The following is a 15,911-nucleotide window of genomic DNA, read 5'->3' as shown; positions in this document are numbered from 1 at the left end:
ACAGAGGGGAGTACCGCATGTCGCTATCACGCCGGTCGCTGACCATCGCCCTGCTCACGGGCGCCTGGGTCACTGGAGCCGTAGTCGCCATTCCGGCGGCCGCGGCGGAGGTGATCGCGGAGCACCTCGCCACCGACCACCATGAGCTGCGCCTGGAGCGCATCGCCACGGGGCTCGAGCATCCCTGGGCGGCGGCCGAGCTGCCGAGCGGGGAATGGCTGGTCACCGAGCGCCCGGGGCGGCTCTCGCGAATCGGCACGGACGGCCGCGTGACGCGCCTCGCCGGCGTCCCCGAGGTCGATGCCGCCGGCCAGGGCGGACTCCTGGATGTCGTCCTGCATCCGGACTTTGGCAGCAAGACGGGCCGCGACTGGGTCTATCTCACCTGGAGCCAGGCGGGCCACGGCGGCCACGCCACCACCCTCTCCCGCGGGCGACTCGAGGGCAACGCCCTGGTGGAGCTGGAGACGCTCTTCACCCAGAACCGCTTCGCTCCGCCACGCCACCACTATGGCTCGCGCCTGGCCTGGCGCGCGGACGGCACCCTGCTGATGAGCGTCGGCGAGCGCGGCCGCCCGCCACGCGCTCAGGAAGGCCGCGACCATACCGGCAGCGTCGTGCGCCTCACCGCCGAGGGCGGCGTGCCGGCGGACAACCCCTTCGTCGATAATGAGGCCGTCCTCGACGAGATCTTCACCCTGGGCCACCGCAATCCCCAAGGCCTGACCGTGGCCGCGGATGGCAGCGCCTGGAGCACCGAGCACGGCCCGCGCACCGGCGACGAGCTCAATCGCCTGGTGGCCGGCGAGAACTACGGCTGGCCGGAGGTCAGCCGCGGCAACGACTATGCCACCAACCGGCCCATCGGCGTAAACAGCGCCCCGGGCATGCGCGATCCCGTGCACGTCTTCGCCGGCCGTTTCGCCCCCTCGGGCCTCGCCGAGGTGAGCGGCGACGCCTTCCCCGCCTGGCGTGGCGACCTGCTGGCCGGCGGGCTGCGCAGCGAGCGGCTGGTGCGCCTGTCACTGGACGGCAACAGCGTGGTCGAGCGCGAGGTGATCCTCGAGGGGCAGATCGGCCGCATCCGCGATGTGCGCCTGGCCCGCGACGGCACCCTCATCCTGCTCACCGACAGCGCCAACGGCGGCCTGTATCGGCTGGCCCCCGTTGCGGCCGAGTGACGACGGCGCGCCCAAGGCGCGCCCGACACAACCTCTCCCCCCTGCCCCTCCCGAAACGCCTGCCGCTGCCCTGCCGATCGGGCTTTGCGCCAAGGAACTCACGCCGGCATGCGACCAAAGTGGTGTCGGCGTCGAACACATCCGGGGGATTTTTTTGCTAGGCTCAAAGCCCTCCTTCCGCCCGCTTCGGCACCGTCAGGGCTAATCTAGCTTAGTCTGACACGGGTTTTTATTTGAATGGCCATTCAAATACCGCTAGGGTAGTGCCACCTCTTCGTCGCCTGATGCCGCGGTCAACGGTACCGCATGGCACAGTTACGTCTTAATTTTGCGTCACTTCACTCGACCCTTCGGCCCTTCCCGCCGAACCGACGGGAAGCCGAAATAAGGCAGAGCCAATGAACGAGAATCGAAACGTCAAGATTCGGGTGCGCAACCTGAGCAAGGTCTTCGGCAGTCAACCCAAGAAGGCCCTGGAACTGCGCAACCAGGGACAGAAGCGTCCCGAGATCCTCGACAAGACCGGCCAGACTCTGGGCCTGTCGAACATCGACTTCGATGTCTACGAGGGTGAACTCCTGGTGATCATGGGGCTGTCCGGGTCCGGCAAGTCGACCTTGATTCGCTGCCTCAACCGCCTGATCGAGCCCACCGAGGGCGAGATCGTCATCGACGGCGAGGATATTCCTCAGCTGGATGACAAGGCGCTGCTCGAGTGCCGGCGTCGCCACTTCTCCATGGTGTTCCAGAACTTCGCCCTCTTCCCGCACCGCACGGTGCAGCAGAACGCCGAATTCGGCCTCGAGATCCGCGGCATCGAGCCCGCCAAACGGGCCGATATCGCCCAGAAGGCGCTCAAGCAGGTCGGCCTCGAGGGCTGGGCGGATGCCTTCCCCAACCAGCTTTCCGGCGGCATGCAGCAGCGCGTGGGCCTGGCCCGGGCACTGGCCAACGACTCCACCGTGCTGCTGATGGACGAGGCCTTCTCGGCCCTCGATCCGCTGATCCGCGGCGACATGCAGCAGGAGCTGCTCGAGCTGCAGCACCGCATGCAGAAGACCACGGTGTTCATCACCCACGACCTGGACGAGGCGCTGAACATCGGCGATCGCATCATCCTGCTCAAGGATGGCGAGATCGTGCAGATCGGCACGCCGGAGGAGATCCTCACCAATCCGGCCGACGAGTACGTCGAGCGCTTCATCGAGGGCGTCGACATGTCGAAGATCCTCACCGCCGAGCACGCCATGCGTCCGGTACGGGCCACCGCCCGCGAGGATGACGGCCCGCGCACCACGCTGCGCAAGATGAGTGAGCACGGCCTGGATTCCATCTACGTGACCGGCCGCGACCGCACCCTGCTGGGCCTGGTGGAGGTCGATGCCCTCGAGCAGGCCGCCCACCAGGGCAAGGATCACATCCGCGAACTGATGACCCAGGACTTCCGCAGCGTCGGTCCCGAGGAGCCCCTGCACAACCTCTTCGCCATGTTCAGCGAGAAGAGTTTCCCGATCGCCGTGGTGGATGCCGAGAAGCGCCTGCAGGGCGTGGTGGTCAAGGGCGCCGTCCTCGATGAACTGGCACAGGCAGGAGACAAGTAATGGCTATCGAAATCCCGAGCATCCCGCTGGGCCAGTGGATCGAAGGCGGTCTCGACTGGCTGACCACTGAATATTCCGGCGTGACCCGCGGCATCTCGCGGGTCACTCAGACCGGCATCGACGGGCTCAACGACGCCCTGTTCTGGCTGCCGCCCTGGGCGCTGCTGCTGATCATCGTCGGCCTGTGCTGGTGGGTCTCGAGCCATCGCCTGGCCATCGGCGCGGCGCTGGGCATGGCACTGATCTGGAACCTCGACCTCTGGGATCCGATGATCGAGACCCTGACCCTGGTGGTGATCGCCACCCTTGTCGCGGTGGTCATCGCCCTGCCGGTGGGCATCGCCGCGGCGCTCTCCGAGCGACTCTACCGGACGATCATGCCGGTGCTGGACTTCATGCAGACCATGCCGGCGTTCGTCTACCTGATCCCGGCGATCCCGTTCTTCGGCATCGGCTCGGTGTCGGCGATCTTCGCCACGGTGATCTTCTCCATGCCGCCGGCGATCCGCTTCACGACGCTGGGCATCCGTCAGGTGCCCAAGGACCTGATCGAGGCCGCCGACGCCTACGGCGCCACTCGCCGCCAGAAGCTGCTCAAGGTCCAGCTGCCGCTGTCGCTGCCGACGGTGATGGCCGGCATCAACCAGACCATCATGCTGGCCCTGTCCATGGTGGTGATCGCCGCCATGATCGGCGCCGACGGCCTGGGCAGCGAGGTATGGCGCGCCATCCAGCGCCTGCGTCCGGGCGACGGTTTCGAGGCGGGCATCGCCGTGGTGATACTGGCCATGCTGCTCGACCGCGTGACCCAGTCGCTGCGCAAGGGCCGCAAGTCATAAGCTGACACCACAACCTACTACCTATGTCGTAGAGGCGCGTCCTTGAAACGCTTGGGATCGCGCCTCAGGTAATCCGTTACACACGCGAAAGAAGGACAATAGATGACTCAGCAACCGCTTAACCGTCGTATCCGTGCCGCCAGCCTTGCCCTGATCGCCGGTGCCGGCCTCACCGCCGGCACTGCTCAGGCCCAGGACAAGGGTACCGTCGAGCTGGCCTACGTCGAGTGGTCCTCCGAAGTCGCCTCCACCAATGTGGTCCGTGCCGTGCTGGAACAGGCCGGCTACGAGGTCGATATCACCTCGCTCTCCGCCGCCGCCATGTGGCAGGCCGTCTCCACGGGTGATGCCGACGCCATCGTCGCCGCCTGGCTGCCGACCACCCACGCCGACTACCTCGAGCGGGTTGGCGACAAGGTCGTCGACCTGGGCCCCAACCTCAATGGCACCAAGCTCGGCCTGGTCGTGCCGGCCTACACCGACGTCGACTCCATCGCCGAGCTCGACGCCAACGCCGACACCTTCGACGGGACCATCACCGGTATCGATCCGGGCGCCGGCCTGATGAGCCTCACCGAGAAGGTCGTCGAGCAGTACGATTTCGAAGAGATGGACCTGCAGAGCGGCAGCGGCGCTACCATGACCGCGGCCCTGGACAGCGCCATCAAGAACGAGCAGGACATCGTGGTCACCGCCTGGACGCCGCACTGGATGTTCGCCCGTTGGGACCTCAAGTACCTCGAGGACCCCAAGGACGTCTACGGCGGCGCCGAGCAGATCCACACCATCACCCGCCAGGGCCTCGAGGAGGAGATGCCGGAGGCCTACGCCATCCTGGACGCCTTCGAGTGGACCCCCGAGCAGATGGGCGAGGTCATGCTGATGAACCAGTCAGGCGATGCCGAGCCCTACGAGAACGCCAAGCAGTGGGTCGAGGAGAACCAGGACGTGGTGCAGGAGTGGCTGCCGGCGGAGAGCTGATACGCCGCCGAGCCATCCCATCACCGCGCTGATGGTCGAGGGGAGAGTCCGACAGGGCTCTCCCCTTTCTTTTGCTTCTTCGCAGACCAGCGTGATGTGCGTGAGGTTCGTAGGAGCGCTGCTTGCGGCGCGATCCGCCGCGCAGCGGTGACGAGTAGTATGCCGTTGCCAGGGGTATGTCATCGGCAGGACGTCTGGCGACACTCATCGCCCTGCCAGCCGGGCTCCCCCCCCCTCTGTTCAGGTCCCCGCTCTCCTGTCATCGAGCGTGTCCCGGCAAAGTGCGATGAACCCGAAAAAAGGGGGAGAATTCGAGAGAACTCTCCCCCTTTACTTTGGAACTACCTCTGGGACTGCCTCTGGAACTGAACCCGGGGCCGAGGATCTTCCACCACGCCGCCCAGCCGACGCCCCTGGCGTCACGCCATCGAGTCCCTGCGCATGCTCGTCATTACCCCACGGTTATCAGCCGCCCTGCTATTGATTAAAATACGCTATTGGATGCCCAATTTGTCGCGTTTCGCATACGCTTAATGCGCTGATGGTGTAGGGTGTGCGCCGATTGACGGCAAGATACGTTGAAAGCGGCCCATGCCCCAACACCCTTGACCGTCCACACTTGACGTGGCAACAGCCGACCCCATCAGAAGGAGCTCAGGCATGTTCAAGAAAATCATGGTACCCGTCGATCTGGCCCACCTCGACATGATCGAGCCATCGCTGAAGATCGTCGCCGACCAGGCAAAGCACTACGACGCAGAAGTCTGTTACGTCGGCGTCACGGCGACCACGCCCGGCTCAGTGGCTCGGACACCGGAAGAGTTCACCCAGAAGCTGGAGGCCTTCGCCCAGGAGCGCGCCAAGGTCCACGGCCAGCCGGTCAGCACCCACACCATCGTCAGCCCCGACCCCATCGCCGACCTCGACGACGATCTCATCGAGGCCATCGACAAGGTAGGCGCCGACCTGGTGGTCATGCCGACCCATCCCCCCAAGCATGCGGATGTGATCATGCCCTCTCACGGTGGCAAGGTCGCGACGCACACCAAGGCATCGGTGTTCCTGGTTCGCCCGGGGGCCGGCGAGTAACCCCGTCGAGAATAGACCTACACCCATCGATAACCGCAAGGGAGACGTCTAGTGGCTAAACAACCCAACGACGGCAAACCCAAGGTGCCGGAGGATACTGGCTCCGAGGGGATTCCGGCGCCCGAGGGCGCGGCCAACCTGATCGATACCGACTATGTGATCGGTCAGGACAACATCACCGCATCACCGCTGGGGATCAACGTGGACCTGCACGGCAAGGTCTTCCTCTTCTCCTCGCTGGTGATTCTGTTCTTCGTGATCGCGACGCTGGCCCTCCAGGACCAGATGGAACCGATCTTCAACGCCATGTTCAGCTTCCTGACCACGAAACTGAGCTGGGTCTTCCTGCTGGGCGCCAACGTCTTCGTGCTGCTGGCGATCGTGTTGATCTTCACGCCCCTGGCCAAGGTCCGCATCGGCGGCGCCAACGCCACGCCCGACTTCAGCTATCTGGGCTGGTTCGCGATGCTGTTCGCCGCCGGCATGGGCATTGGCCTGATGTTCTACGGCGTTGCGGAGCCGCTGACGCACTTCGGCACTGCCATGGGCGGCATCTCCGTGGAAGACGGGGTCCGCACCGACTGGGCGCCGCTGGGCGCCGCCGCAGGCGACCAGGCCGCCGCCATCGACCTTTCCATGTCGGCCACCATCTTCCACTGGGGCCTGCACCCTTGGGGCGCCTACGCCATCGTCGGCCTGTCGCTGGCGATCTTCTCTTACAACAAGGGCCTGCCGCTGACCATGCGCTCGATCTTCTACCCGATCCTCGGGGAGCGCGTATGGGGCTGGCCTGGCCACCTGATCGACATCCTGGCGGTCTTCGCCACCCTGTTCGGCCTGACCACCTCGCTGGGGCTCGGCGCCACCCAGGCGGCCGGGGGCCTGAACTACCTGTTCGGCATCCCCGACACCAACACTACCCTGATCCTGCTGATCATGGGCATCACCGTCGTCGCGCTGGGCTCGATCATGCTGGGTGTGGACAAAGGCGTGCAGCGCCTCTCACAGCTCAACATGGCGCTGGCCTTCCTGCTGCTGACCTTCGTCATCGCCGTGGGCCCGACGCTGATGATCGCCACCGGCGTGCTCGATAGCCTGGTAGGCTACGCGAAGAACCTGCCGGCGCTCTCGATGCCCTTCGGGCGTGAGGATGCCAACTTCAGCCAGGGCTGGACCGCCTTCTACTGGGCCTGGTGGATTGCCTGGTCGCCCTTCGTCGGCATGTTCATCGCCCGCGTCAGCCGCGGCCGCACCGTGCGCGAGTTCCTGATCTCCGTGCTGCTGGTGCCGTCGATGGCCTCGGTGGTGTGGATGACCGCCTTCGGTACCACGGCCATCGATCAGGTGGTCAACCAGGGCATCACCAAGGTGCAGGATGCCGCCCTGGAGCTGCAGCTGTTCACCATGCTCGAGTACCTGCCGCTGACCACCATCACCTCCTTCGTCGGGATCGTGCTGGTGATCGTGTTCTTCGTCACGTCCTCCGACTCCGGCTCGCTGGTGATCGACTCCATCACCGCCGGCGGCAAGGTCGATGCGCCCAAGCCGCAGCGCATCTTCTGGGCGCTGATCGAGGGGGCACTGGCCATCGCACTGCTGCTCGGCGGCGGCCTCGGCGCCCTGCAGACGGCCGCCCTGACCACCGGCCTGCCCTTCACCCTCGTGCTGCTGGTGGGCTGCTACGGGATCGTCAAGGGCCTGATGAGCGAGCCGCGCAGCAAGTAACGGCCACGCTCATCCCGGCGCACGGCACCCGTTGCCCGCTGCGTCGGCAAGCCACGAAGAAGGCGGCCCTCGGGCCGCCTTCTTCGTGTTGGAATCTCCGGTTCACTCGTGGCGTCGCACGGCCCGTTCTCGCTAGCTCCACAGCTCGCCGACCGGGGTCTCGGGGCCGAAGTAGGTGGCCACCTGGGCCTGCAGCAGCTCGGCGGTGGCCAGGGCATCGACCAGCGCATGGTGGCCCGAGTAGACCGGCAGGCCGTAGCGCCCACGGCTGTCGTAGAGGCGAATGGAGGCCGGCGGCCGCCCCATCCAGCGCTTGAAGCGCGCCAGCAGCGACTGCCGGTACCAGCGCGCCTCCAGCGACATGGTGTCGATGACCGGGAACATCAGCCCCTCTCCCCGGCGTGCCTTCACCGCGGCATCCAGGAAGGGGCGCTCGATATGGCGATAGTGCACCACCACCAGGCGGCCCGCGATGGCCTCGAGCAGCTCCTCGAGGATCTCGTCGAGGTCGGGGGCGCCGGCGATGTCCGAGTGGGTGATGTGGTGAAAGGTCACCGACTTGGCGTTCAGCGGCCGGGGCGGCCTCAGCACCCAGTAGCGCCGCTCGGCGAGCCGGACGCGCCCCATGGAGAAGGGCACCAGGCCGATGCTGACGATGGCATGGCGCCGCTCGTCGAGGCCGGTGGTCTCCATGTCCAGGGCGACCATGGGGGCCTCGGCGATGGGCGTCTCCGGCGCGGGCGTCCCGGCGGCGAAGTAGCGCGCCAACAGCGGGTCACGGGCGAGCTCGGCGCGGCTCGCCAAGTACTCGGGCCAGCTCGGGGCCGGCAGCTTTCTGCGTCGGGGAAGGCGCATCTCAGCGCGACCGAGACGGCATGGGATAGCGGAACTTGAGGAACTTCTGGGCGTTGCTCAGCACCTGGAAGGCATCCTTGAGGTTATGGCGCTCAGTGTCGGAGACGTCTTCCGGCTCGATGTTGTTGTCCGGTTCCTGCTCGTGCTGCAGATCGATGGCCTGATGGCGAATCCGCGACATGCTCAAAAACTCCATGGCATAGCGCAGCCGGTCGCTGACGCCGGGGGCCAGCAGCTGGGTACGGTCGATGTCATCCAGGCGCTTGAAGCTGCTCTGGGCTCGCGAGCCGCAGGCCAGGGCGTGGACGCGAATCAGGTCGACCATGGGCGCGGTGCCCCGGCGCTTGAGGTTGATGGAGTTATTGTGCTTGCCGTCCTTCTCCATCACGAAGGTGCGGAAGAAGCCCAGCGGCGGGGTGCGGTTGAGCGCGTTACGCGCCATGGAGGCGAGGAAGCGCGGGTGCTTCGGCGCCTGCTCGGCGACCAGGTCCTGGAGCTGCTCGACGAGCGGGTTCTCGCCGAAGACGCTGTCCAGGTCGAAGAAGATCGAACTGTGCAGCAGCCGCTCCGGCGTGGGCTGTTCGATCCACTCGCGAAAATAGCGCTTCCAGACCGCGAGCGGCTGACGCCAGCGCGGATTGGTGGCCATGATATCGCCCTTGCAGTATTCGTAGCCGCAGGCGGCCAGACCGTCGCTCAGGCGCGTCGCCAGAGCCAGGAAGTAGGCATCGTGGCGCTCGGGGTCGAAGTCGTCGGAGAGCACCAGGGCGTTATCCTGGTCGGTGACGATGGACTGCTCGTTGCGCGCCATGGAGCCCAGCGCCATCAGGCAGTAGGGCACCGGCGGCGGCCCCAGCTCCTCCTCGGCCAGCTCCAGCAGGCGCCGCGACAGGCTGCGCCCGATGGTGGACAGCGCGCTGCCGATCATCCGCGAATCGGCGCCCTCCTCGACCATGCGCACGAAGGCCGCTTTGACGTCGGGCGTCAGCCGGGCGAGCCCTTCGCTGTTGGACTGGTGGAAGATATTGCTGACCAAGTAGAGGCTCGACTGGGTCTCGTAGCGAATGATGTCGGAGAGGTGAACGATGCCGACCGGCGAGCGACGGTGCATCACCGGCAGGTGGTGGATATTGTTGCGCAGCATGCAGAGCATGGCCTCGTGCACCGACTCGTCGGACTGCACGGCGATCAGCTTGTGGGCGATCACCTCCCCCACCTGGGTGTCGGCGGGGCGGCCCTCGGCCACCACGCGGGTGCGGAAGTCACTATCGGTGAGAATGCCTTTGACCTGCCAGGCACGCCCCTCGCTGTCGCGGAAGGTGTAGCGAGGGGCGTCGCTGGGTTCATCGAGCACCAGCACCGCCGAGGCCTGATAGTCGCCGATCAGCCGGGCGGCCTCCTGAACGGTGGTGGTGGCCTCCACCATCACCGGGTAGCGCGACACCAGCTTGCGCACCCGGGTGATCATCATGTCGTTCTGTTTCTTGTCCTGCTCCACCGTCGACTCGAGACGCGGGCGTTCCACCTCGACGAAGTCGGCGAAGTGTTCATCCGCCTCGCAGAGCTGGAAGAAGACCGCCTCGGGTATGAAATAGATCAGGCTGTCTTCCATGGCCTTGGCGGGGAAGCGGGTACGACGATTTCGCAGCAGGCTGAAGTGGCCGAAGATGTCGCCCTCGCCCAGGCGATTGTAGAGCTCGCCGCCGCGGCGATAGACCTCGACCGCGCCGCTGCGGATGTAGCAGAAATCGTGCACTTCCTGGTCGAGCATCAGGATGTCGCTGCCGGCCTTGAAGTAGGCCACCTCGACCTGGCCGGCCATCTCGTCGAGCAGGTCGTCGGAGATGCCATCGAAGGGCGGGAACCGCCCCATGTGCTGGCGGATTTCCAGCAGTTCCACGTCCATGACCATGACTCCGAGCGATAAGGTTGCGACAAGTCTGGAATGGCTCGCCGGCGCTGTAAAGCCGCCGCGCCTGGCGAGCCCGGCCTCGCTCGCAGACGAGGTATCACGGGATCGCTGCAGCAGGACGCCGACGTCGGGGCTTCGTGAAGGTGCGACACGACGAGGGCCGCCCCGTGCATCACGGGGCGGCCCTCTCTCGTCGCAATCGCGGCCGAGGAGCGGCCGCGATCGCAAGGCGCGTGTTACGAGGCCTGGTCGGCGCCGGCACCGCCGGCCTTGGCCATTTCCTGCACGCGCTGCATCAGCTCGGGATCCTGTTGGATCGCCTGGCCGATGGCGTTGAAGGTATTCACCTCGAGACCGCTGTCCTGAACGGCCTGAACCATCTCGTCGTTGGCTTCCTTGCGGACGGCCTGCTGGGCCTCGTCACCTTCCGCCGACTGCAGCTGCTTGGTGTACTCCTGAGAGATCACGGCGATCTCCTTGGAGGCATCGGCGAACTGCTGGAGCTGGGCGTCGGAGAAGTCCTGTGCCGGGGCCGTGGCCTGCGACTGGTCGGCGCTGTTCGCGGTGGTGTCCTGCTGGGCCTGTGCCTGGGCGGCGGCGAGGCCGAGAGAGAGCAGTGCGGCCGAGAACAGTGCGGTCTTCCGTTGCATGAATACCTCCTGAGGAACTTATGTGTGCCCCCGCTGAGACGAGTGATCGCCCATAGGGTTCAGGTTTGTCGTGTAACGGTTTGAAAAGCGGCGCTCCTCGGGGGAGCGCCGCATATTGTGGCAGCCGTCGACCCCTCGGGTCGACACGATCAGCCGTAGGCCAGGTTGGGCAGCCAGGTGACCAGCGCCGGGAAGAGGATGACCAGCAGGAGCCCCAGCGCCTGGATGCCCAGGAACGGGAAGGACGACCGGAAGATCTGCCCCATGGTGATGTGCGGCGGGCACACCCCCTTGATGTAGAACAGCGCGTAGCCGAACGGCGGACTCAGGAAGGACATCTGCATGTTGACCAGGTAGATGACGCCGAACCAGAGCGACACGTCCGCCGGGTCGACCCCGGGCAAGCCGAACACGCCGTCGAAAGTGAGCCCCTCGATCAGTGGCACGAAGATCGGCACCGCCAGCAGCAGGATACCCACCCAGTCGAGGAACATCCCCAGGGCCACCAGCAGCACCATCATCAGCAGCAGCACCGCATAGGGACCGAGGCCCGCGCCGGAGATGAGCTCCTGCACGAAGGTCTGGCCGCCCTGCAGGATGTAGAAGCCGACGAAGATGCTGGCGCCGAAGATGATCCACATCACCATGGCCGAGGCCACGAGGGTACTCATGCAGGCGGCATGCAGGTTGGGCCAGGTCAGACGCTTGTGCATGGCAGCCACCACCAGAGCACCGAAGGTGCCGATGCCGGCGGCTTCCACCGGGGTGGCGATACCGGTGAAGATGATGCCCAGCACCAGGATCACCAGGATGATCGGCGCCAGCATCTTGCGCAGCAGTCGCAGCTTCTCCTTCATGTCGACCCGATCCTCGGCCGGCATTGGTGGCGCCAGATTGATGTTGAGCGTACCGCGCATCCAGCAGTAGAAGCCGTACATGAAGGCCAGCAGCAAGCCGGGGATCAATGAGCCGAGATAGAGCTCACCCACCGACTGCTGGGCGATGACCCCGTAGATGATCGCCAGGATCGATGGCGGAATCAGGATGCCCAGGGTCCCACCGGCCATGATCGAGCCGATGGCGATTTCCGGGTCATAGTGGCGCTTGAGCATCGCCGGCAGCGCGATCAGACCCATGGTCACCACCGCAGCCCCGATCACGCCGACCATGGCGGCCAGCAGGGTCGAGGCAATGATGGTGGCGATCGCCAGACCCGCCTTGAGCCCGCCCATCCACTTGTAGACGACGTCGAACAGCTCCTCGATGATCCCCGCTTTCTCCAGCACCGAGGCCATGAAGATGAACAGCGGGATGGCCGAGAGCTGATAGTTGGTCATCATCGGGAAGATGCGCGACGGCATCAGGTTGAGCATGTTCTGATCGCCGACCAGATAAAGAAAGGTCACCCCCAGACCACCGGTGACGAAGGCCAGCGGCAGGCCGGCTACCAATACCACCATCAGCGAGCCGAACATCACCACCGTCAGGGCACCGATGCCCACCGTACCCAGGCTGTTCTCGAGGCTGCCGGCCAGGCTGTCGTAGTCGGTCACGCCGATGTTGACCATCTCGAAGACCACCCAGGCCGCCAGCAGTCCGGCCACGACGAGTAACGCGCGGGCGAAGGTGCGGCTGCCGTCATGAAAGCGCCAGTGATAGCGCAAGGACTGTGCGTCCCGTAACAGTTGCCCGATTCCCTGCAGCAGCAGCAGCACGGCACCGAAGAAGAGCATGAACTTGACCGGGTAGAACTGGATGGCCCACTCGGTGAAGGAGGTCTCGTTGGCGTAGCTGGAGCCGAAGAAGAACGCATCGCTGACCGACTGGGAGAAGAACTTCCAACCAGTGACCAGCAGCGCGATGGTGAAAATGAAGAAGAAGATCGAGGTGACGACGTCCAGCGCCGCCCTGTTGAGCGGCTTGGCGCGCTGGTAGAGGATATCGACACGCACGTGACCGCCTTCACGCAGCGCATAGGCCCCCGCCACCAGGTACTGCATGCCGAACATCAGGGTCATCGACTCATGGGCCCAGTTGGTCGGCGAGTTGAAGGCGTAGCGAACCAGCACTTCGTAAGTAAAGATGAAGGGGGCGATCAACGCCCAGTAGGCCACGTAACGGCCGGAAAACCCCGACAGGCGGTCGACGATAGCGGTAAACAGATTACCGGGCGGCTGATACGCCACCTCGACCTCCTGACCGGCCGGAACCTCGGCGGTATCGCCGCCGCTGATGATGCCGCCACGCCGGAAGCTGCGATCGACGAAGAACATCACCACCAGCGGCAATAGCAGCAGCACCGACCAGTAGAGCCAGTGCGGGAGAACGAACTCGATATCAAGATTCATGGACACTCCTCCGTGGCACCATCACCGCCCGGCGATGGCGACGGATCCTAAAGTCGACGGGATGCACGATCAGTCGTGTTGCCTTACCCAAACCGGGTGCTGTGGCCCATGGCCCACAACACCCGGTCTGGTCGTTCAGATGCTTCAGACGTTGAGTTCGTATCCCTTGATGTCCTCCTCGGTGATCAGCGCCACCGCCGGATCCAACATGGTGTCGAGGTGCGCCTTGAAGAGCCGTGCCGCATCCGGATCCTTGTTCGCCCACTTGAACCACAGGGGAATGGCTGCCTGACGGAAGCGGTCGCCGTCCTCCTCGCTGAGGTGGATGATCTCCACACCCTTCTCGCGATACTTCGGCCAGGCCTCGGCGTTGGCCTCCTGGATCGCCGCGTAATGCTTGCGGGAGTAGGCGGCCACCAGGTCGTGCATGAGGTCCTGGGTCTGCGGGGACATGCGCTCGAAGGTGCGACGGTTGACGGCGATATCCATGAGGTCGACGGCCTGGTGCAGGCAGGGCGTGGAGGGCGGCCCCATGATGATGTAGTCGGCGACCTGCCAGAACCCGAGCTCATAATTGACCGCCGCCCCCACGTAGTCAGCGGCGTCGATGGTGCCCTTCTCTAGGGCAGGATAGACCTCGGAGCCCGGCAGCAGGGTCGTCTGCGCGCCAATGGACGCGAAGGTCTCGGCGACGATCCCGCCCGGCACCCGTAGCTTGACGCCCTGGAAGTCGTCAAAGCTGCGCAGCGGCTTCTTGGAGTGAATCAAGTTCATGTCGTGATGAACGTAGCCCAGCAGTTCCTGGCCCTGCTTGCGGTAGAGGTCCTTGGCGATGCCCATGCCGCCGTAGGCGCCAAACATCATGTCCCACTGGTGAGGCACCGAGAGTCCCATGGGGTAGGCGGTCAGGAAGACACCGGCCGGCATCTTGCCGGGCCAGTAGACGGTGAACCAGTTCTGACCATCGATGACGCCGTTACGCACCGCATCGGCAACCTCGAAGGCGCCGGCCACGGCGCCGGCAGGGAAGGGCTCGATGGACACTTCGCCGCCCGTCAGCTCGGCGACGCTGGCCGCCCACTCCTCGAAAATCTTGTAGCCCGTGGTACCCGGCTGCCAGGAGGACTGCATGCGAATTCGAATGCCTTCCTGAGCCTGGACGTTGCCGATCCAGGGGGCAGCGACGGCGGCGGCCGAACCGACCGCGGCGGCCTTCAGGAAGTGACGGCGACTGGGGGTCTTGAACGCGTCCTTGACGCTTGCGCTGTCGATAGAGGAGGTGCGTGGCGGCTGCTTGTCGTCCTGCATGGCATGGACTCCTGGTTGGGTGGCCCGCCCGCGGCAGCGAGCGTTGGCCGGATCTTGTTGTTGTCGTCCCTGGGCCTTCGAAGGCATGCCGATGATCTATCGATCGACAGGCCGGCCTCACCGTCCCGGTGGACCTAGAGCGTAGCCCTTGAGCATGAACCCTGAGCGTGAAACATGTTCGTGATTCTTGAGAAGAAGACGCTGATATGGAAACGTCTTCCCTGCCGAAAGCTAGCCAAAAGGCCGGGCGCGGCCAATACGACGTTTCAACGCAAACCGGCCGATTTCACTGGTCAGACCACCGAGGAAAACGCGGCAATCAGCTGTCCGCACAGGCAAAACTCTGGTCTGACCACTTTCCCGGAGGCACGACGTCTACGACCAAAGCACGAGCCCCTCGGTTGGCGTCCGGCGTCCTCGCCCGGGATGATGCTTTTCTGGCTAACTCTTTCATCCCATCGTTGGACGGTCTTTCATGACATCGGAACGTCACCGCCAGGCAGCGCTGGCTGCCATGCCCTTTCTCTTCGTGGCGCTGTGGAGCACGGGCTTCATCGGCGCCAAGTTCGGCCTGCCCCATGCCGAGCCCTTCACCTTCCTGTTCGTGCGCTGCGTGCTGACCCTGGCGCTGCTGGTGCCGCTGATCCTGTTGCTGCGGGCCGACTGGCCGCAGGGACCGAGGCTGTGGGGACATATCGCGGTTTCGGGGCTACTGGTCCACGGCGCCTACCTGGGGGGCGTCTTCTACGGCATCTATCAGGGCATGCCGGCGGGCCTGACCGCTCTGCTGGTGGGACTCCAGCCGCTGCTGACCGCGGCGCTGGCCGGCCCGCTGCTCAATGAGCGACTGGGCAAGGCGCAGTGGCTGGGGCTGGTGTTGGGCCTGGCCGGCATCGCCCTGGTGCTGGGCGGCAAGCTCGACCCGGGCGAGACGCTGTTCCAGGGCTTCGGCATCGGCGCCCTGGCCAGTGTGCTGGTGGCGCTGGCGGGCATCTCGCTGGGCACGCTCTACCAGAAGCGTTTCTGCACCGGCATGCCGCTGCTCTCCGGCACCGTGGTGCAGTATCTGGCCACCAGCGCGCTGGTGGGGCTTGGCGCGCTGGTGTTCGAAACGCGCGAGATCGAGTGGAGCCCGACCTTCATGCTGACACTGGGCTGGCTGGTGCTGGTGCTGTCGATCAGCGCCATCCTGCTGTTGATGGCGCTGATCCGACGCGGCGAGGCCTCGCGGGTGGCGAGCCTGTTCTACCTGGTCCCGCCGGTAACCGCCCTGGAGGCGTGGTGGCTGTTCGACGAGCGCCTGCCGCCGCTGTCGCTTCTCGGCATGGCCATCGCCATCGCCGGGGTGGTGCTGGTGGTGAGGGGACGGGCCGCAGGCGCCAGGCGGCCGTAGAGGGCCGCTGGAGAGGGCCGCTGGTGAGG

At 65.3% G+C, this 15,911-nt stretch carries 12 protein-coding genes; 7 read left to right on the top strand and 5 right to left on the bottom strand.

Features of this window, described 5'->3' with window-relative positions:
* The first annotated feature begins 17 nt into the window (after positions 1-17).
* The 6 genes from RSO68_RS12460 (at position 18) to RSO68_RS12435 (ending at position 7,416) form a co-directional block, all read left to right on the top strand.
* A complete protein-coding gene (locus RSO68_RS12460) occupies positions 18-1,181 on the top strand; it encodes a PQQ-dependent sugar dehydrogenase (protein WP_315586793.1) in 1,164 nt (387 codons plus the stop codon).
* Positions 1,182-1,579: 398 nt separating this feature from the next.
* Complete coding sequence (locus RSO68_RS12455) at positions 1,580-2,782, top strand: quaternary amine ABC transporter ATP-binding protein (RefSeq protein WP_089851275.1); 1,203 nt, start codon at positions 1,580-1,582, stop codon at positions 2,780-2,782.
* A 5-nt stretch (positions 2,783-2,787) separates the two neighbouring features.
* On the top strand, positions 2,788-3,621 hold the full coding sequence (locus tag RSO68_RS12450) for an ABC transporter permease (RefSeq protein ID WP_089851303.1): 834 nt from the start codon (positions 2,788-2,790) through the stop codon (positions 3,619-3,621).
* Between the two features lie 102 nt (positions 3,622-3,723).
* The gene (locus RSO68_RS12445) at positions 3,724-4,602 is read left to right on the top strand and encodes a glycine betaine ABC transporter substrate-binding protein (protein ID WP_089851277.1); all 879 of its coding nucleotides are present in this window, start codon (positions 3,724-3,726) and stop codon (positions 4,600-4,602) included.
* Between the two features lie 660 nt (positions 4,603-5,262).
* The gene (locus RSO68_RS12440) at positions 5,263-5,691 is read left to right on the top strand and encodes a universal stress protein (protein WP_315586792.1); all 429 of its coding nucleotides are present in this window, start codon (positions 5,263-5,265) and stop codon (positions 5,689-5,691) included.
* A 51-nt stretch (positions 5,692-5,742) separates the two neighbouring features.
* Positions 5,743-7,416: a BCCT family transporter gene (locus RSO68_RS12435; RefSeq protein WP_315586791.1), complete on the top strand. Its 1,674-nt coding sequence runs from the start codon at positions 5,743-5,745 to the stop codon at positions 7,414-7,416.
* Between the two features lie 132 nt (positions 7,417-7,548).
* Here RSO68_RS12435 and RSO68_RS12430 read toward each other — a convergent pair whose 3' ends face one another.
* The 5 genes from RSO68_RS12430 to dctP all read right to left on the bottom strand — a co-directional run bounded on the left by RSO68_RS12430 (position 7,549) and on the right by dctP (position 14,489).
* Entirely contained in the window at positions 7,549-8,271 is a 723-nt protein-coding gene (locus RSO68_RS12430) for a 3'-5' exonuclease (RefSeq protein WP_089851283.1), read from the bottom strand.
* A 1-nt stretch (position 8,272) separates the two neighbouring features.
* On the bottom strand, positions 8,273-10,177 hold the full coding sequence (locus RSO68_RS12425) for a DUF294 nucleotidyltransferase-like domain-containing protein (protein WP_089851286.1): 1,905 nt from the start codon (positions 10,175-10,177) through the stop codon (positions 8,273-8,275).
* A 242-nt stretch (positions 10,178-10,419) separates the two neighbouring features.
* Complete coding sequence (locus RSO68_RS12420) at positions 10,420-10,833, bottom strand: DUF4168 domain-containing protein (protein ID WP_089851289.1); 414 nt, start codon at positions 10,831-10,833, stop codon at positions 10,420-10,422.
* Positions 10,834-10,982: 149 nt separating this feature from the next.
* On the bottom strand, positions 10,983-13,181 hold the full coding sequence (locus tag RSO68_RS12415; protein WP_089851291.1) for a TRAP transporter large permease subunit: 2,199 nt from the start codon (positions 13,179-13,181) through the stop codon (positions 10,983-10,985).
* Between the two features lie 144 nt (positions 13,182-13,325).
* Positions 13,326-14,489 carry a TRAP transporter substrate-binding protein DctP gene (gene dctP, locus RSO68_RS12410; RefSeq protein ID WP_089851293.1) on the bottom strand — a complete coding sequence of 388 codons (1,164 nt, stop codon included), beginning with the start codon at positions 14,487-14,489 and terminating at the stop codon, positions 13,326-13,328.
* A 475-nt stretch (positions 14,490-14,964) separates the two neighbouring features.
* Between dctP and RSO68_RS12405 the strand changes: the two genes are divergently transcribed.
* Positions 14,965-15,882 carry a DMT family transporter gene (locus RSO68_RS12405; protein ID WP_089851295.1) on the top strand — a complete coding sequence of 306 codons (918 nt, stop codon included), beginning with the start codon at positions 14,965-14,967 and terminating at the stop codon, positions 15,880-15,882.
* Positions 15,883-15,911 lie beyond the last annotated feature (29 nt).

It is taken from the genome of Halomonas saccharevitans (genome assembly GCF_032333995.1).
Classification (GTDB): domain Bacteria; phylum Pseudomonadota; class Gammaproteobacteria; order Pseudomonadales; family Halomonadaceae; genus Halomonas; species Halomonas saccharevitans.
Note: the sequence above shows the minus strand (reverse complement) of the source record. Positions and strands in the feature narration are given on the sequence as shown.